The organism is Kitasatospora sp. SUK 42 (assembly GCF_015776785.2).
Classification (GTDB): domain Bacteria; phylum Actinomycetota; class Actinomycetes; order Streptomycetales; family Streptomycetaceae; genus Kitasatospora.
Genome location: NZ_LFMD02000005.1, coordinates 55,924 through 73,132, shown reverse-complemented (window position 1 = coordinate 73,132; position 17,209 = coordinate 55,924). Strand labels below are relative to the sequence as shown.

Sequence of the window (17,209 nt, the reverse complement as noted above, 5' to 3'; positions counted from 1 at the left end):
GGTGGTCGGGCCGTCCGCATGCCCGGCCCCGGTGTGCTCGCCACCATCCGACTCCGCCTGACTGGATTTTCAGCATACGGAGCGATCCCGGCTCGCACCCCCGGTAAGGTGATGGATCGTGGCCAGTCGTAAAACGTCGATCATGGAAGCAGCGGCGCGGGTGATCGCGCGGCGCGGGGTGCGAGGGCTGCGGGTGGAGGAGCTCGCGGCCGAGGCGGGCGTGTCCACCGCGCTGATCTACTACCACTTCAAGGACCGCACGGGGATCCTCCGGCAGACGCTGGAGTTCATCAACGACCGGGCGGGACGGTACACGACCGATCGCGCCGCGGACGCCCCGCCGCTGACAGCCCGCGAGGAGCTGGAGCAGACGCTGCTGCTGGAACTCCAGGACACCGTCGAGGTGCGGGAGAACAGCACCGCCTGGGGTGAGCTGCGGGCGAGCGCGGTGTTCGACGAGACCCTGCGCGAGGACCTGGCACGGGCCACCCGGATCTGGGTGCAGGAGGTCGCCGAACTGCTCGGTGACGTGCGACCGATGGCCTCGGCCGTCGGCCTGGCCGGCGCCGCCGAGCGGCTGACGGCCCTGCTGGAGGGGCTGAGCACGCGCTGGCTCAGCGGCAGCCTGCCGCTGGCGCACGCCCGGACGCTCATGCTGGACGCGATCGACGCCGAGGTGGCCCGGCTCGGCTCCTGAGCCCTCCCGGGCCCTCCTGCCCGCCCCCGGCCCCTCCTGAGCCCTCCCGAGCAGGAACGACGAACCGCTCCGTGACGCCCCGCGCACACGCGGATCCGCCGGGTCATGGCATGGGCATGAGTTTGACTGACTTTTCAGTCAGTGCGAATCTGAGTCCGCGGAGAGGGTGCTGCCGCCGACCCGTCCCACGTGGTGCGCCGGTGCGTTGCGGCGCGAAGAGTGGAACCGGCGGCCTCCCAACACCCCCCCGGCACCGTCGCACGATCTGGAGACCCTCATGACCCGCTACCACGACGCCCGCTCCGCCGAGCCCTACCCCCGGGTGCCGGCGGACGACGTCCCGCACGCACGGACCTGGATGTCCTGGCCCTCCCGCCGGGGCGTGTGGGGACTGCGCCTGGGCGGCGTCCAGGAGGACATCGCGCTGATCGCCCGCACGATCGCCGAGTTCGAGCCGGTGGTCATGTGCGCCCCCGACGACTGGACGGCGGGCAAGGCCCGGGCCAGGTGCGGCTCCGGCGTCGAGGTGATCAGCGCGATCCCCACCGACGACCTGTGGATGCGCGACACCGCGCCGGTGTTCCGCCGGGACGGCCACGGCGGCCTGGACGCCGTGGTCCTCAACTTCAACGGCTGGGGCAACAAGCAGGTCCACCACGACGACGCCCGGGTCGCCGAGCTCCTCGCCACCCGCCGGGGCCTGCGGTACACCTACGCCGACTTCGTCGGCGAGGGCGGCGCGATCGAGACGGACGGCGACGGCACCGTGATGGCCACCGAGAGCAGCCTGGTCAACAAGAACCGCAACCGCGGCATGAGCCGGGACGAGATCGAGGAGGCCGTCCTGGAGGCCTACGGCGCGGACACCATGATCTGGCTGCCCGGGATCAGGGGCCAGGACATCACCGACGACCACGTGGACGTCACCTCCCGGTTCGTCCGGCCCGGCGTGGTGATGGTCCAGCTGCCGCCCCCGGAGCGCGACGACGTCTGGGCCCGGGACGCCCGCGAGCAGTTCGCGGTCCTCTCCACCGCCACCGACGCCCGGGGCCGCCGCCTCCAGGTCGTCCCCGTGCACGGGCCGGACACCGTCCGCTCCCGCAGCTCGAAGTTCGTCGACTCCTACCTCAACTTCCACGTCGTCAACGGCGGCGTCATCACCACCCAGTTCGGCGACGCGTACAAGGACGCCGCCGCCAGGGAGGCGCTCGCCGCGGCCTTCCCCGGCCGCGAGGTGGTGCAGCTCGACGTCGACCGCCTGATGGCCGGGGGCGGCGGCATCCACTGCTCGACCATGCACGAGCCACTGCCGTAGCCGCCGCGATCGCAACCACCGCCGTTTACCGTTGTCGAAGCCACCCCTCAGCCGGAGTACCCGCATGACCAACGCCCTGTCCCGCCGCACCCTGATGCGCTCCCTCGCCGGAGTCGGTGCCGGTGTCGGCGCCCTCACCCTCGGCCTCACCGCCTGCGACCCCAGCAGCGTCGACGGCGCCGGAGGCGTCGACGGCACCGCGTCGACGCCCCCGCAGCCCGGCGGTACGGCCCCGGGCACCCCCGCCGCCCGCCGCTTCGGCGCCGAGTGGGAGAAGCACCTGCGCACGGTGATGTCCTGGCCCGCCTCCGAGAGCGTCTGGGGCGATCAGCTTCCGGACGTCCGCCGGGACGTCGCCGGCCTCGCCCAGGCCATCGCGGCGCGCGAGCCGGTCGTCCTGATGGCCCGCCCCGAGCAGAGGGACGCCGCGCGGAAGGCCTGCGGCTCGGCGGTCGAGGTCGTGCCCGTCGCCGTCGACGACCTGTGGGCCCGGGACACCCTGCCGGTGTTCGTCGAGGAGGGCGGCAAGGTCAAGGGCGTCGACTTCAACTTCAACGGCTGGGGCGGCAAGCAGCAGCACGGCAACGACGCCAAGGTCGCCCGGACGGTGCTGGCCCAGTACGGCGTCGAGCGGGTGGAGACCCGGCTGGTCGCCGAGGGCGGCTCCTTCGAGACCGACGGCCAGGGCACCCTGATGGTGACCGAGAGCTCCGTCGTCAACGACAACCGCAACCCGGGGATGAGCCGGGACGAGATCGAGGCGGAGCTGAAGAGGGTCCTCGGCGTGAGCAGGGTGATCTGGCTCGCGGGCGTCAAGGGCAAGGACATCACCGACGCCCACGTCGACTGCCTGGCCCGCTTCGCCGCCCCCGGCGTCGTCCTGCTCGACCGGGCCTTCCCCGGCACGCCGCCGGACGTCTGGTCGCGCTCCGCCGACCAGGCCCGCACCGTCCTCAAGGACGCGACCGACGCGACGGGCCGCAAGCTCCAGGTGGTCGAGCTCCAGCAGCCGGACCCGGACGTGATCACCGGGCGCGGCGACGCCTTCGTCTCCTCGTACATGAACTTCTACATCGGCTCGAAGGGCGTCTACCTGCCGAAGTTCGGCGACGCCAGGGCCGACGACCGGGCGCAGCAGATCCTGAAGCAGTACTTCCCGGGCCGCGAGATCGTCCCGGTCGGGATCGACGCGATCGCGGCCGGTGGCGGCGGCATCCACTGCGCGACCCACGACATCCCCGCGGTCGGCTGACGGCGGCGCTCCGGGCCCGGCCCCCGCACGGGGCGCCGGGTCACGCCGTGGCGGCGCCGGTGCCGGCCCGTGCGATGACAACCTCCGGGTCGCCGGTGCCGGAGCCGGCCCTCGCGACGACAACCTCCGGGTCGCCGGTGCCGCTGACCGCTTCAAGGTAGTCGGCCACCGCGTCCCGGTTGCGGATCAGGCAGTTGATCCGCTCGGTCATCCGGTCGCGTTCGAGCGTCAGGGTGGCGATCATCTCCGGCGTCGCGTCGGAGAAATGGATCGTGCGGGGCTTGTCGAGGCAGGGAAGAATCTGTTTGATGATCCTCGTGGGCAACCCGGCGTCGAGCAGTCCCCGGATCTGCATGACGCGGTCCGCCAGGCGCTCGTCGTACTCACGGTAACCGTTCGCGGAACGGGTGGAGACGATGAGCTGCTGCTCCTCGTAGTAGCGCAGTAGGCGGCGTGACGTGTTGGTTCGCTCCGACAGCTCTCCGATGCGCATGTGATCCACCCCACACCAAGTCGCGTTGACCCTCACATATATGTGAGGGTTTCACGATAGCCGCCATGAGCACACAGTTACCAGTCGAGTCCGCCACCGAAACCCGTGACAGCCCGGAGCCCCGGAGACAGACGCTGCCGATGCCGGCACTGCTGGCCCTGGCCACCGCCGTCTTCATCACCAGCCTGACCGAGACCCTGCCCGCGGGCGTGCTGCCCGCCATGAGCTCCGACCTCGGGGTCAGCGAGTCGGCGATGGGCCAGTCGGTGACGATCTACGCGATCGGCACCGCGCTCACCGCGATCCCGCTGACCGTGGCCACCTCCGCCTGGCGGCGCAAGCGGCTGCTGCTGACCGCCATGGCCGCGTTCGCCGCCGCCAACACGGCCACCGCCGTGTCGACGAACTACCCGGTCACCATGGTGGCCCGTTTCATCGCCGGTGTGGCCGCGGGCCTGGCCTGGGCCCTGCTGGCCGGATACGCCCGCCGGATGGCGCCCGTCCACCTCCAGGGCAAGGCCATCGCGATCGTGATGACCGGCATCCCGGTCGCGCTCTCGCTCGGCGTCCCCGCCGGCACCTTCCTCGGCAAGATGCTCGGCTGGTGGGTGACCTTCCTCGTCATGACCGCGCTCGCGCTCATCGTGATCGCCTGGATCGCCGCGACCGTGCCGGACTACCCCGGTCAGCGGCCCGAGGGGAAGACCCGCATCCTGGGGGCCCTGTCCGTCCCCGGCGTCACGCCGGTCCTGTTCGTCACCCTGGTCTTCGTCCTGGCCCACACCGTTCTCTACGCCTACATCGCGACCTACCTCGACCACCTGGGCATGGGAAGCTCCACCGACCTCGTGCTGCTGGTCTTCGGCGTCGCCTCGCTGGTGAGCATCTGGATCGTGGGTGCCCAGATCCACGGCAGGCTGCGCGTCCTGACCATCGGCAGCGCCGTGCTGGTCGCCGTCGCGGCCGCCGTCCTGGGCCTGCTGTCCGGCACCCACGCCCTGGTCTACGTCGCCGCGGCGCTGTGGGGCCTGGGCTGGGGCGGCGTTCCCACCCTGCTGCAGACCGCGGGCGGCGACGCCGGCGGCGAGCAGGCGGACGCGGCCCAGGCCATGCTGGTCACTCTCTGGAACGTGGCCATGGCCGCCGGCGGTGTCGTCGGCGGAGTGCTCCTCGAAACGGCGGGCGCCACGTCCTTCCCCTGGAGCGTCCTGGTCCTGATGGTCCCGGTCCTGGCCGTGATCGTCGGCGCCCGGTCCCACGGGTTCCCCGCGAAGCGCGGTTGAGCACCCGCCCGTGAGCACCCGCCCCGGGAACGCCGGCGCGCGGCACCGGGGCCCGTCCGGCTCCCCCCGGCCGGTGCGCCGGCCGCCCACTGAAGGAACGTCACGAGGAGGATCCGGATGGCCGCGGAGATCGACGCGCGTACCGCCAGAACGCTGGAATTCCGGGCCGCGCACTACGTCACCGCCGTCGCCGGGCAGTTGATGGCCCAGGGCGTCCCGGTGGCCGCCGTGTACAGCTGCGGGCCGTACTCCGAGCCCGAGCACTTCTTCAACGACGTCGAGGGCGGCATCGACTTCACCCGGCGGTTCGGCCAGCGGATCAGCGCCGACTCGGACTGCGGCCTGTACTGGGCCGGGACGTCGGGCTGGTGCTTCCTGCGCAACGGCGGGCGGGCCGACGACTTCCTGGCGAACGCCCGCTGGATGGGCGACGGCCTGCTGCCCGAACCGCACCGGGTGGCGGCCTTCCTGGACGCCATGCGGCTCACGCCCACCGCGGCGGGGAGCTCGGAGCGCCCCTACTACCGCGCCGAGGGGTGCGAGTTCCCCGCCCTGCTCGACCGCCTGGCCGCGTACGTCCCCGACTCGGCGGCCCAGCACGCGCCCAAGCCCCGGTTCGCCGAACTCCGGGCGCGGGCCTACCAGGAGCGGGTCCGCGCGGCGCTGACGCCGAGCGGCCACGATCCCGTGCTCGATCTGCCGCTGCGGGCCAGCGAGTTCCAGGCGGTGCTGCACCTGCTGGAGTTCGCCGAGGTGGCCTCGTCCCCCTACGGCCCGGGCGTCCTCGCCGCGGATCTGGCCGAGGACCTCCAGGCCCGTCAGGTCGGCGGCCACGAGACCGCGCTGCACAACCGCAGGGCGCTGTCACACGCCGCCGACCTCCAGCGGCGGATGGCGGAGGAGCGCCGCCGGCGCCGGGAGGACCCGGGCGGCCCGATGCTCTGACCCGACCCCGCACCGACCGCGCGGAACCCCGCCGACCACTGCCACACCCGCCCCCGAACCCGCTGCCGCAGGAGGCCGTCTTCGTGCCCGTCAAGCAGATCCACCTCGCCGCCCAACTCCCCAGCGTCCAGAACACCACCGTCTGGTCGGACCCGAGGTCCGAGAGCCAGATCGAGTTCGACTCCTTCGCCCGGCTCGCCCGGACCGCCGAACGCGGCAAGTTCGACTTCTTCTTCCTCTCCGAGGGGTTGCGGCTGCGCGAGCACAAGGGCCGCTTCCACGACCTCGACGTGGTCGGCAGACCCGACTCCCTCACCGTGCTGAGCGCCCTCGCCGCCGTCACCACCCACCTCGGGCTGGCCGCGACGGTCAACTCCACCTTCAACGAGCCCTACGAGGTGGCCCGGCGGCTGGCGACCCTGGACCACCTGAGCGAGGGCCGCTCCGCCTGGAACGTGGTGACCAGCTGGGACGCCTTCACCGGCGAGAACTTCCGCCGCGGCGGCTTCCTCGACGAGGCCGACCGCTACACCCGGGCCGCCGAGTTCCTGGAGACCGCGCGCGAGCTCTGGGACAGCTGGCAGCCGGACCATGTCCTGGCCGACGCCGGGGCCGGGGAGTTCCTGCGGGCCGGGGCGGGCGAGTTCGCCCACCGGGGCCGCCACTTCGACATCTCCGGCCGGTTCAACACCCCCCGGCCTCCGCAGGGACACCCGGTGATCATCCAGGCGGGGGACTCCCCGCAGGGGCGCGAGTTCGCCGCCTCCGACGCCGACGTGATCTTCAGCAAGCACAGCAACCTGGAGGACGGCCGCGCCTTCTACAAGGACGTGAAGGGGCGGCTCGCACGGTACGGCCGCGACCCGGAGGATCTGAAGATCATCCCCTCCGTCACCTACGTCCTCGGTGACACGGCGGAGGAGGCCGCCGAGCGCGCCGTCGAGATCGGCCGGGCGCAGGTCGGCCCGCAGACCGCGCTGATGCTGATGGAGGCGCTCTGGGGCCGGGACCTCTCGGGCTACGACCCTGACGGCCCGCTGCCCGACGTCGATCCGCTGCCCGACACCGTCGTCACCAAGGGGCACACGGAGTACCGCAAGGGCCGCGAGGCGGCGGTCCGCCGGTGGCGGGAGCTCGCCGAGACGCGTGGGCTGAGCATCCGCGAGGTGGTCATCGAGGTCACCGCGAAGCCCACCTTCGTCGGCACTCCGCGCCAGGTCGCCGACTCCATCAACGAGTTCGTGCAGACCGACGCCGCCGACGGCTTCATCTTCGTGCCGCACCTGACCCCCGGAGGGCTGGACGACCTGGTGGACCGGGTGGTGCCGCTGCTCCAGGAGATGGGCGTCCACCGGGAGGACTACACCGGCCCGACGCTCCGCGACCACCTCGGGCTGAAACCACCCCGCACCCCGGGGGCCGCCCGGAACGCCACGACCGGACGCCCCGCGAAGGAGATATCGTGACCCGCCTCCACCTCTCGGTCGCCCTGGACGGCACCGGCTGGCACCCCGCGGCCTGGCGGGAGCCGGGCGCCCGGCCGGCCGACGTCTTCAAGGCCCGCTACTGGGCCGACCTGGTCCGCGAGGCCGAGCGCGGCCTGCTCGACTTCGTCACCTTCGAGGACACCCTCGGCCTCCAGTCCGCCGCGTTCCACCTGACGGACGACCGGACCGACCAGGTCAGGGGGCGGCTGGACGCCGTCCTGCTGGCGGCCGCGATCGCGCCGCTGACCTCGCACATCGGCCTGGTCCCCACCACCAACGTCACGCACACCGAGCCGTTCCACGTCGCCTCGGGCATCGCCTCGCTGGACTTCGCGAGCCGGGGACGGGCGGGCTGGCGTCCGCAGATCACCTCCCGCGCGTCCGACGCCGCCCACTTCGGCCGGCGGACGACCCCCCGGCTGACCTCGGAGGACGTCCTCGACTCGGAGCTGATCGCCAAGCGGCTGCGCGAGCTGTTCGGCGAGGCCCGCGAGGTGGTCGAGGCGGTCCGCAGGCTCTGGGACAGCTGGGAGGACGACGCGGAGATCCGCGACGCCGCGACCGGCCGCTTCATCGACCGCGACAAGCTGCACTACATCGACTTCGAGGGCGAGCACTTCAGCATCCGGGGCCCGTCGATCACCCCGCGCCCGCCGCAGGGCCAGCCGCTGGTGACGGTCCTCGCGCACGCGAGCACGCCGTACGAGCTGGCCGCGGCCGGCGCCGACGTCGTCTACCTGACGCCGCACTCGCGGGAGGACACCGTGGCCAGGCTCGGCACGCTCGGGCGGGCGCTGGCCGTGGTCGGGAGGCCGGCCGCGGAGCCGCTCAAGGTCTTCGCCGACCTCGTGGTCTTCCTGGACGACGAGCCGGGCCGGGCCGCCGCGCGCAAGCGGCGGCTGGACGAACTGGACGGCGCCGAGTACGCCTCGGACGCGGAGATCTTCACCGGCACGCCGGGCGAGCTCGCCGATCTGCTGCTGGACTGGCGGGAGGTCGGACTGGACGGCTTCCGGCTGCGGCCCGGCGTGCTGCCGCACGACCTCGCCGCGATCACCGGCGGCCTGGTGCCCGAGCTCCGCCGGCGCGGGGTGTTCCGCTCCGCCTACGAGGCGGGCACCCTGCGCGGACTGCTGGGCCTCCCCCGGCCGGCCAGCCGTTACGCGCCGACCGGTGCCACGGGAGTCACCCTCTGAGCCGGGCAGCGTGAAACCGGTCGCACCGTGACCGGGCGCCGCTCGCCGACCGCATGAACCGGGTACGAAGTGAGGAAACGATGCACAACGAACTCTTCGACTACAGCCCGATCGTCGACCGCGAACCGATCCACTGGCCGGGCGGCGCCCGGGTCGCCTGCTACGTCGCCGTGAACATCGAGCACTACCACGTCGACCGGGGGTCGACGAGCATCTTCCCGGGAACCGCCGGGCTGGCACCGGACCCGCTGAACTACGGGTGGCGCGACTACGGCCCCCGGGTGGGGATCTGGCGGTTGATCGAGAGCCTCGACCGGCACCGGGTGCGCGCGAGCGTGATGCTCAACTCCGACGTCTGCGAGCGCTATCCGCAGATCGTCCGGGCGGGCCTGGAGCGCGACTGGGCCTGGATCGCCCACGGCAGGGACAACTCCACCTTCCAGGCCGGCCTGGACGCCGACGATGAGCGCACCCTTCTGGCCGAGGTCGTCGACACCATCGAGAAGGCGACCGGCCGCCGGCCGCGGGGCTGGCTGGGACCGGCACTCACCGAGACCTTCCGAACGCCGGCCCTCCTCGCGGAACTCGGCCTGCGGTACGTGCTGGACTGGTGCAACGACGATCAGCCGTACCCGTTGAACGTGCCGGGGATGCTGAGCGTGCCGTACTCCATCGAGCTGAACGACGTCAGCCTGTTCGTCGGAAGGAACCTCTCCGGACCGGAGTTCGTGCGGATCGTCGAGGACCAGCTGGAGCAGCTGCACGCCGACTCGGCGGAGAGCGGACGGGTGATGGCGCTGGTGCTGCACCCGTTCATCGCCAACCAGCCGTTCCGGCAGAAGTACGTGGACCAGGCGCTCCGCCATCTCGCCGGTCACCCCGGGGTGTGGCTGACGACCAGCGACGAGATCGCGGACCACTACCTCCGGACGGCCGGACGCGAGGCGTGATTATGCGCCCGGGATTCCGGGCCGCCCCCTGGGCTTCGTAAAGCTGACACGAATTTGAAACATCATTGCACGAGTGCCGACGCTAGGGTTCCACCCAATGACCACGTACAGCGTCGACCTCGGACTCGCCCGCCTCACCAGCAGAAACCGGCCAAGGCATTATTCGCTTGCCTACGCACGGATTCCGGGTGTTATATTGAACAGGTCGCGCCTCGATCCGATCGCAAAGCTGTAGTGCATCTCCGCGGGCCGCCACAGCCTCTTCCGTCGGCTGGTCCTGCGCCGAAACTGGTGAGAGCTTCCCTGGAAGGCGGCTGAGGAACATGGTATGCGTGCTCGTCGTGGGAGAACATCCCGCGGTGGCCGAATCAATGCTTCACAACCTGCGGCGGCAGGGATACGAGGTAAAGAGCGCCGGCACCGGGCGAGAGGCGCTGGAAACGTATCACGACGTCGACCTGGTCCTGCTCGATCTCGAACTTCCGGACGTCGACGGGCTGGAGGTCTGCCGCGCCATCCGGGCCGCCGGCAACACGCCCGTCATCGCCTTCGCCGGCCGCGACACCGAACTGGACCGGGTCCTCGCCCTGCAAGCCGGATCCGACGACTGCATCGCGAAAACCTGCGGTCCCCGCGAGGTCGCGGCGCGCATCGAGGCCGTGATCCGCCGCACCCGTTCACACACCCGGTCGGACAATTCACGGGACATTTCACTCAGATCGCTGCGCATAGACGGCAGAGCCCGCGTGGTCCGATTAAACGACCGAGTAGTGAACGTCACCGCCAAGGAATTCGAGCTCCTTTACATCCTCGCCTCCAACCCGGAATCCGTGATGTCCAGGAAGGAGCTGATGGCGAAGGTCTGGGAAAGCGACTGGAGGGAATCCAGCCGCACCCTCGACACCCACGTCAGCAGCCTCCGCGGCAAGCTCGGCGCCAGCAGGTGGATCATCACCGTCAGAGGCGTCGGCTACCGGATCGGCGGCGCCTGAGACCGCGGATCCGGCGCGGCCGACCGGGGCTTGAGCGCCGGCCCGGCACACCTCGGGGCCGGCGCGCCCCGGACCGGGCCTCAGGCCGCGTTCGCCAGCGGGGTCAGGCGCCGCAGCAGCGGGTGGCCGTCGAGCGCGTCGGTCCGAGCGCCCACCGTGCGCAGCGCCCACCAGACACTGGCCAGGTTCGAGCTCATCACCACGCCCTCCCGCCGGCCGCCCAGCTCTTCCAGAGCGGCCAGGGTGAACATCCCGGTGCCGGTGCAGAGCAGCGTCGTGTCGTCGGCGAGCTCGTGCCGCCGCACCTGGGCGAGGAGCGCCTCGGTGGTCACGGCGTAGGGGTCGTACCGGTCGCCGGCCGGCACGGGCACGACCTGGTCGACGGTGAGGCCGGCCTTCTCCCAGTAGCTCCGGGAAAGGTCGGTCAGCCACGGCTCGTAGGGGGAGACGAGGGTCAGCCGGGTCAGGCCGAGCGCCTCGCAGGCGTCGAGGGTGGCCAGCGCGGAGGACCGGACCGGAAAGCCCATGAGGTCCGTGAGCTGCTCGCAGAACTTCCGGTCGCCCTCGGGCGAGAGCAGGTAGTGCGACGCGCTGCAGGCCACCACCGCGGCGTCCAGCGGCAGCCGGCCGAAACCGGCCAGGACGTCGGGCAGGACCTCGTTGTACGTCTCCAGCATTTCCTGGAGGCTCTTGCCCGGCGTGGTCGGGAAGCGCGCCGTGTGGACATTCGCCCCGGATCCCAGAAGGTGGCTGTACTCCGGTTCGGCGGTGGGATTCTCCGGAGGGACGACAAGCCCGATCCGGGGCGCGGAAGGAATATCCATGGCGGTATCACCCGTTCGTCGGAGGGATTTCCCCCACGCTATCCCCGGGCCATGGCCGGTGCACTACGGGAAACCGCAGCCTCGCGAATTCCGGTCCGCGCGGGCCGAGTCGCTGCGGAGGCTGCTCCGCGTTCCGGCGCCGGCTCAGCGCGGGGGCCAGCTGGGCCCGCCGCTGTATGGCCAGTTTCAGATAGATGCGGGTGATCCGGAGTTCCACCGCACGCGTCGAGACGGAGAGCGTCTCGGCGATTCTCCGGTTCGTCATGCCGTCGACCACCATCGCCGCGATGCGCTCCTCGTGCGGGGTCAGTTCCTCGGCCTCGGCGGTCGGCGCCGTGTCCGCGGCGCCCGTGGTGCCGACCCCGTCGGCGGCGCGGGCGTCGCCGGCGGAACACCGGCGCCCGTCCGGTAACGAGACCCCGCGCACCACGTCCCACTCCCGGACGTTCGCCAGCGCGAGGGTTCCGGACCGGATGCCCGGGTCCTGGTCGAGGATGCGGAACAGACTGGTCCGGTCCGGCGCCTCGCAGAGCAGCAGCTCCCCCGAGCCGTCCCGCCACGGGCCGCCGCCGATCAGCACACCCTCGCGGGCGCGGCCCCCCCAGTAGTCGTCGCGCTCCCCCACTCGTCGCAGACGGTCCCCCGCGTCCTTCCGGCGGACCAGCTCAACAACGAAGATCATGCTCTTCCTCTCGCCGTCCCCTGCCGGCCGTCCGTGCACCGTAGACCAGAAGTCCGGCGATCCGCAGGAAGTCGAGCGGGAATTGGCGGTCCGCCGAGCCGGATCTTGCATTCCTTTCCCTTCCTGACACGGCCGTGATGAAACTTGACGAACCCCTGACATGGAGGATCTTGACCTCCGTTGCCGAATCCGTGAGGCTGATCATCGGCTTCCACCGCACCTCACCGTCCCGATTCGGGCGGTCCGCGGCAGGCATTCTCCCGAAGCCGGTGGGACGTGTTCCCCACCCCTGGAATCCGGGATGCCTGGCCGAACTCCCGCGATCGACCGCCTGCCGAAACTCGGTGCTCAGACCCTGTTCCAGGTTCTGAAATAAGGAGTTAATGCAATGGCAATATCAGAAAGTGGAGAGAACCTCCAGCGCGAGCTGCCGCACATATCCGATGCGACCCTGCGCGACTCCGCGCACATGGCCGGTGTCGAATTCGGCCCCAAGGACGCCGCCGTCATCGCCGACCTGCTGGTGAAGACCGGCGTCGAGCTGGTCGAGGTGGGCATGGTGTCCGGGCCCTCGTCGGCCGACGCCGACCTGGTCCTGGCCACCCACGAGGCCGTCGGGCCCGAACGCAGCCTCACCCTCGTCGTGGTGAGGGACCGCCAGCAGGTCGCCAAGGCGCTGGACGAGGCGCTGCGCCTGGGCGTCCGCTCGGTGATGTTCTCGATCCCGACCTCCGAGGAGCACGCGCGGCTGAAGCTGGCCTCGCCGAGCACCAAGTACCTGATCGCGACCGCCCGGGCCGCCATCGAGGGGGCCAAGGAGCGCGGCTTCCACGTCACCTTCAGCGGCGAGGACGGCGCCCGCACGCCCAAGGAGCGGCTGGTCCCGTACGTGACCGCCGGCTTCGAGGCCGGCGCCGACCGGTTCCGGCTGGCGGAGACCGTCGCCTACCTGTCGCCCTGGCAGATGGAGAGCGTGATCGGGGACCTCACCGCGATCGACGGCTCCGAGATCGAGATCCACTCGCACAACATGCTGGGCCTGGCCGTCGCCAACTCGCTGGCCGCCTACCGGGCGGGGGCGAAGTGGATCTCCGCCACGGCCGGCGGCATCGGCGAGCGCGGCGGCAACGCCCCGCTGGCCGAGCTGCTCACCTCGCTCCGGGTGATCCACGGCGACACCCGCTTCGACCTGAGCCACCTCACCGAACTCACCAACATCGCCCTGCGCGGTGCGAGGCTCGGCGAGGCCTTCCAGTCCGGCCCGACGACCCCGCACGCCTTCGCGTACGAGCTGCCCGGTCAGCTCACCCACCCGGCGGCGTACGAGACCCTGGCCCCGGACGTGGTCGGGAACACCCGCGAACTGCGCGTGCGCACCCGCCTGACGAACCCGCTCGTCTCCTGGGCCCTCGACGAGCTCACCGACTCGGTCGACGTCCCCGCCTTCACGGCCTGGCTGACCGAGCGTCAGGAGCGCAGCGGCGAGCTGATCGACCGCGACGCCATCCGCAAGGCCGCCGTCGAGTACCAGTCCCTCTGATCGACCGACAAGAACCGACGAGGAGAGAAACCATGTCCGCTGGAACGCTCACCGGTCTCTGCCCCGAGTGCGAGACCGATCTGACCACCCCGCCGATGGTGCAGGGTGAGACCATCGCCTGCCCCGAGTGCATGCTGACGCTCCGGGTGGAGGAGGTCGTGGAGGGCAAGCTCACCTTCCAGATGGTCGAGGTGCAGCTCCGCGATTGGGGCCAGTAACCGTCATGGACCGTACAGTCGCCATTGTCGCCGACCGGGTCGGCTGGGAAGAACGCCGACTGATCGACTCCGCCGCCGACTTCGGCCTGCGGATCGAGTGGGTCAACGACGAGTCCCTCGGCCTGGGGGACGCGGAGTCGGCCTCGCTCAGCGGCTACGACGCCGTGCTGATCCGCAGCCGCAGCTACACGCGCGGCGGCCTGATCGCCACCGTCGCGGAGTCGGCCCGGATCCCCACCCTGAACACCGCCTCGGCCATCCACGCCTGCGAGAACAAGCTGACGCTCCGCGCGCAGCTGCGCGCCGCCGACGTGCCGGTGCCCGACTACCGTCTCGCGCTCTCCCGGCGGGACTTCGAGAAGGCGCTGACCGAACTGCCGCCCCCCGTCGTGCTGAAGCCGGTCTTCGGCGGGATGGGCAAGCGGGTCACGCTGCTGCGTGACGCGGACACCGCGCACTCGGTCTACGACTACGTCGAGGACCTCGGGCACGGGTTCGAGCAGGCCTCGCTGGTCGAGCCCTACCTGGCCGGCGGATCCTCGCTGCGCTGCTTCGTGGTCGGCCGCGAGCTGGTCGCCATCGCGGAGTTCCGCAGCGCCGGGACCGACTGGCGCAGCAACGCGGCCCTGGGCAACCGCAACCGCGCGGTCGACCTCGATCCCGCGGTGCAGAAGATCGTCGACGGCGTCCTGGACGTCCTCGGCGAGGGCATCTTCGGCATCGACCTCTTCGAGACGCCCGACGGCCACGTCGTCAACGAGGTGAACCACGCTCCGGCCTTCCGGGCCGTGGCCTCGGCCACCGGCGTGGACATCGCCGCCGCCATCAGCCGCTACCTGCAGGAGGAGGCCGGATGATCCGGGTCGGTATCGTCGGAGCCTCCGGGCTGGCCGGCGGTGAACTGATCAGACTGGCAACCCAGCACCCCGAGCTGGAGCTGACCTTCCTGGGCGGCTCCTCCAGCGCGGGACGCCGCCCGGCCGAGCTCCACCCGGGCCTGCGGCTGGACCTCGGACTGACCGTCGAACCGGTGCCGGAGGACCTGTCCGACCGCTGCGACGTCGTCCTGCTGGCCACGCCCGCGCCCGCCTCGGCGGAGCTCGCGGCGCGGCTGGCCGACCAGGTCCCCTGCGTCATCGACCTCAGCGGCGCCTTCCGGATCCGGACGCCGGCCCTGCACGACCGGTGGTACCCGAACGTGCCGCGGACGGCGGAGCTGGCCGACCGGTTCGTCTACGGCGTGCCGGAGCTGGTCGGCGACCAGCTGGTCGGCGCCTCGCTGATCTCGCTGCCGGGCTGCTTCGCCACCGCGATCACGCTCGGGCTCGCCCCGCTCGTGACCGCCCTCGGGCTGAACCTGAAGAACGTGGTCGTGGACGGCAAGACCGGCTCCAGCGGGGGCGGCCTCCAGCTGCGCACCGCGGACCTGCACCCGCTGCGCAACGGCGCCATCGCGCCCTACGCACCGGCGGGGCACCGGCACGCCGCGGAGGTCAGGGACTTCCTGGAGCGCAGCAAGCCGGGCGGCATCGAGGCGCTCAGCATGTCGGCGTACGGGGTGTCGCACGTGCGGGGGCTGATGGCCAGCTCGTACGTGTTCACCGACGACGAGGTGGACGCGCGCACCCTGCACCGGGCGTACCTGCGGTTCTACAAGGAGCACCCGTTCGTGCGGGTCCGCCGGCACAACGAGACCCTGATCCCGGTGCCCGACCCGCAGGCCGTCCTGGGCTCCAACTTCTGCGACGTGACCGTCCTGCACGACGAGGAGGGCGGCCGGATCGTCGTCCTGTCGGCGCTGGACAACATGGTCAAGGGTGCGGCGGGCCAGGCGGTCCAGGCCCTCAACATCCGGTTCGGCCTGCCCGTGGAGACCGGCCTGACCATGCAGCCGGTGATGCCCGCATGAGCACGACGGTAGGATCCCCGACCCCCACCGTCGTCAAGCTCGGCGGCAGCACCGTCGACGCCCTCGCCGACTCCTGGTGGGACGACCTGGCCCGGCTCGGGCAGGAGCGGCCGCTGGTCCTCGTGCACGGCTGGTCCAAGCCGCTGAAGAAGCTCAGCCCGCGCTACCACGATCCGTCGGCGATCCTGCGGGACCGCTACGGCAACCAGAGCCGCTGGACCACGCCCGAGGTCATCGAGGACATCAAGACCGTCAGCGCCACGCTGACCGAGGGCGTCCTCGACCGTCTGGAGCAGCGCGGCATCGTCGCCGAGCGGGTGCTCGGCAGCGACGGCCTGGTGACGGCGGGCGAGGGCGAGCGCTGGTGGTGGAAGGAGAAGCAGCTCGTCGAGCTGGAGAACCTCGTCGGCCCCATCACCGGGGTCGACCCGGCCCCGCTGAAGAACCTCGCACCCGGCCACGCCTACCTGGTCACCCCACTGGCCCGGAACGCGGCCGGCCAGGAGGTGAACACCGACGGCGACCGCGCGGCCGCCGCCGTCGCCGGGGGCATCGGGGCCGACCAGCTGATCCTCGTCACCGACGTCGCCCATCTCCTGATCGACGACGAGCCGGTGCGCACGATCAGCGCCGAGGCCGCGGCCAGGTTCCGGGACAAGGGCGCCACCGGCGGCATGCGCAAGAAGCTGCGCGCCGCCGGCGAGGCCCTGGACCGGGGCGTGGAACGCGTGATCATCGGCAGCGCCCCCGTCACCGAACTGATCGCCGCCCGCACCGGAACCGTCATCACCCGATCGTGAGGAGCGCCGAACGTGGCGAAATCCCGTGTGCTAGTCGTCAACAACGGAACCCTGTCGCTGAAACAGCTCCGTAGCCGCTTCGAGGAGCTGGGATCGGAGACCGACGCGGTAAACGCCGCGTCCGTCCCCGCACGGCTCGACGGCCGCTACCAGGCGATCGTGCTCAGCGGCACCAAGGTGCGGGCCTACGACCGCGACTTCTACAAGCCGCTCATCGACCTCGTCATGGGCGCCGACGTCCCGGTCTTCGGGATCTGCGGCGGCATGCAGATCCTGGCCGTCGCGAACGGCGGCCGGCTCGCCGAGGGGCCGCAGCGCGTCGGCGGCTACGAGGTGAAGGTCGACAAGGAGGAGCCGCTCTTCACCTACGTGAAGCCGGTGGTGACGGTCTTCCACCGCCACACCCTCTACCTCCAGGAGGCGCCCGAGGGCTTCCGGTCGATCGGCCGCTCCGAACACGCCCCGGTGGAGTTCCTCCGCTCCGAGGACGGCCGCATCCACGGAGCCCAGGCGCACCTGGAGTTCCGCAGCGACGGCCTGGAGATCCTGCGCGGCTTCGCACAGCTCTACCAGTGACGGTCCGTCGCGTACGGGCGGTCGGCCGGGCCACCGTGGCCGGCCGCCGC

At 71.4% G+C, this 17,209-nt stretch carries 18 protein-coding genes; 15 read left to right on the top strand and 3 right to left on the bottom strand.

Annotated features, from left to right (window positions below; all coding sequences use genetic code 11):
- Positions 1-142: 142 nt before the first annotated feature.
- From RZ50_RS19030 to RZ50_RS19020, 3 genes are all read left to right on the top strand, one after another.
- A complete protein-coding gene (locus tag RZ50_RS19030; RefSeq protein WP_254802878.1) occupies positions 143-697 on the top strand; it encodes a TetR/AcrR family transcriptional regulator in 555 nt (184 codons plus the stop codon).
- Between the two features lie 277 nt (positions 698-974).
- A complete protein-coding gene (locus RZ50_RS19025) occupies positions 975-2,012 on the top strand; it encodes an agmatine/peptidylarginine deiminase (protein ID WP_196946964.1) in 1,038 nt (345 codons plus the stop codon).
- Positions 2,013-2,076: 64 nt separating this feature from the next.
- The gene (locus tag RZ50_RS19020) at positions 2,077-3,264 is read left to right on the top strand and encodes an agmatine/peptidylarginine deiminase (RefSeq protein ID WP_196946963.1); all 1,188 of its coding nucleotides are present in this window, start codon (positions 2,077-2,079) and stop codon (positions 3,262-3,264) included.
- Positions 3,265-3,304: 40 nt separating this feature from the next.
- Here the strand turns inward: RZ50_RS19020 and RZ50_RS19015 are convergent, their stop codons facing one another.
- Entirely contained in the window at positions 3,305-3,757 is a 453-nt protein-coding gene (locus RZ50_RS19015; protein WP_196946962.1) for a MerR family transcriptional regulator, read from the bottom strand.
- Positions 3,758-3,822: 65 nt separating this feature from the next.
- Between RZ50_RS19015 and RZ50_RS19010 the strand changes: the two genes are divergently transcribed.
- The 6 genes from RZ50_RS19010 to RZ50_RS18985 all read left to right on the top strand — a co-directional run bounded on the left by RZ50_RS19010 (position 3,823) and on the right by RZ50_RS18985 (position 10,610).
- A complete protein-coding gene (locus tag RZ50_RS19010) occupies positions 3,823-5,040 on the top strand; it encodes an MFS transporter (RefSeq protein ID WP_196946961.1) in 1,218 nt (405 codons plus the stop codon).
- A 117-nt stretch (positions 5,041-5,157) separates the two neighbouring features.
- On the top strand, positions 5,158-5,985 hold the full coding sequence (locus RZ50_RS19005) for a DUF6292 family protein (protein ID WP_196946960.1): 828 nt from the start codon (positions 5,158-5,160) through the stop codon (positions 5,983-5,985).
- Positions 5,986-6,068: 83 nt separating this feature from the next.
- Positions 6,069-7,451 (top strand): NtaA/DmoA family FMN-dependent monooxygenase, encoded by a 1,383-nt coding sequence (locus tag RZ50_RS19000; protein ID WP_308271848.1) that lies wholly within the window; start codon positions 6,069-6,071, stop codon positions 7,449-7,451.
- Positions 7,448-8,668: an LLM class flavin-dependent oxidoreductase gene (locus RZ50_RS18995; RefSeq protein WP_196946959.1), complete on the top strand. Its 1,221-nt coding sequence runs from the start codon at positions 7,448-7,450 to the stop codon at positions 8,666-8,668. Before RZ50_RS19000 ends, RZ50_RS18995 begins: the two co-directional genes overlap by 4 nt.
- A gap of 80 nt (positions 8,669-8,748) precedes the next feature.
- A complete protein-coding gene (locus tag RZ50_RS18990; RefSeq protein WP_196946958.1) occupies positions 8,749-9,618 on the top strand; it encodes a polysaccharide deacetylase family protein in 870 nt (289 codons plus the stop codon).
- Positions 9,619-9,941: 323 nt separating this feature from the next.
- Positions 9,942-10,610, top strand: coding sequence for a response regulator transcription factor (locus RZ50_RS18985; protein WP_196946957.1), 669 nt, complete (start codon positions 9,942-9,944; stop codon positions 10,608-10,610).
- A gap of 80 nt (positions 10,611-10,690) precedes the next feature.
- Here the strand turns inward: RZ50_RS18985 and RZ50_RS18980 are convergent, their stop codons facing one another.
- Positions 10,691-11,434 (bottom strand): arylmalonate decarboxylase, encoded by a 744-nt coding sequence (locus tag RZ50_RS18980; protein ID WP_196946956.1) that lies wholly within the window; start codon positions 11,432-11,434, stop codon positions 10,691-10,693.
- A 7-nt stretch (positions 11,435-11,441) separates the two neighbouring features.
- A complete protein-coding gene (locus RZ50_RS29740) occupies positions 11,442-12,059 on the bottom strand; it encodes a helix-turn-helix transcriptional regulator (protein ID WP_308271844.1) in 618 nt (205 codons plus the stop codon).
- A 445-nt stretch (positions 12,060-12,504) separates the two neighbouring features.
- On the opposite strand from RZ50_RS29740, the gene RZ50_RS18970 reads away from it, so the two are divergent.
- Genes RZ50_RS18970 through RZ50_RS18945 form a run of 6 tightly spaced genes read left to right on the top strand, consistent with a single transcriptional unit; the run spans position 12,505 to position 17,159 of the window.
- Positions 12,505-13,656 (top strand): isopropylmalate synthase, encoded by a 1,152-nt coding sequence (locus RZ50_RS18970; RefSeq protein WP_196946955.1) that lies wholly within the window; start codon positions 12,505-12,507, stop codon positions 13,654-13,656.
- A gap of 32 nt (positions 13,657-13,688) precedes the next feature.
- The gene (locus tag RZ50_RS18965; protein ID WP_196946954.1) at positions 13,689-13,874 is read left to right on the top strand and encodes a lysine biosynthesis protein LysW; all 186 of its coding nucleotides are present in this window, start codon (positions 13,689-13,691) and stop codon (positions 13,872-13,874) included.
- Between the two features lie 5 nt (positions 13,875-13,879).
- Positions 13,880-14,731 carry a RimK family alpha-L-glutamate ligase gene (locus RZ50_RS18960; RefSeq protein WP_196946953.1) on the top strand — a complete coding sequence of 284 codons (852 nt, stop codon included), beginning with the start codon at positions 13,880-13,882 and terminating at the stop codon, positions 14,729-14,731.
- The gene (gene argC / locus RZ50_RS18955; protein ID WP_196946952.1) at positions 14,728-15,783 is read left to right on the top strand and encodes an N-acetyl-gamma-glutamyl-phosphate reductase; all 1,056 of its coding nucleotides are present in this window, start codon (positions 14,728-14,730) and stop codon (positions 15,781-15,783) included. The genes RZ50_RS18960 and argC overlap by 4 nt, the downstream gene beginning before the upstream one ends.
- Positions 15,780-16,583 carry an acetylglutamate kinase gene (locus RZ50_RS18950; RefSeq protein ID WP_196946951.1) on the top strand — a complete coding sequence of 268 codons (804 nt, stop codon included), beginning with the start codon at positions 15,780-15,782 and terminating at the stop codon, positions 16,581-16,583. Before argC ends, RZ50_RS18950 begins: the two co-directional genes overlap by 4 nt.
- Before the next feature lie 12 nt (positions 16,584-16,595).
- On the top strand, positions 16,596-17,159 hold the full coding sequence (locus tag RZ50_RS18945) for a gamma-glutamyl-gamma-aminobutyrate hydrolase family protein (protein ID WP_196946950.1): 564 nt from the start codon (positions 16,596-16,598) through the stop codon (positions 17,157-17,159).
- Positions 17,160-17,209: the final 50 nt, after the last annotated feature.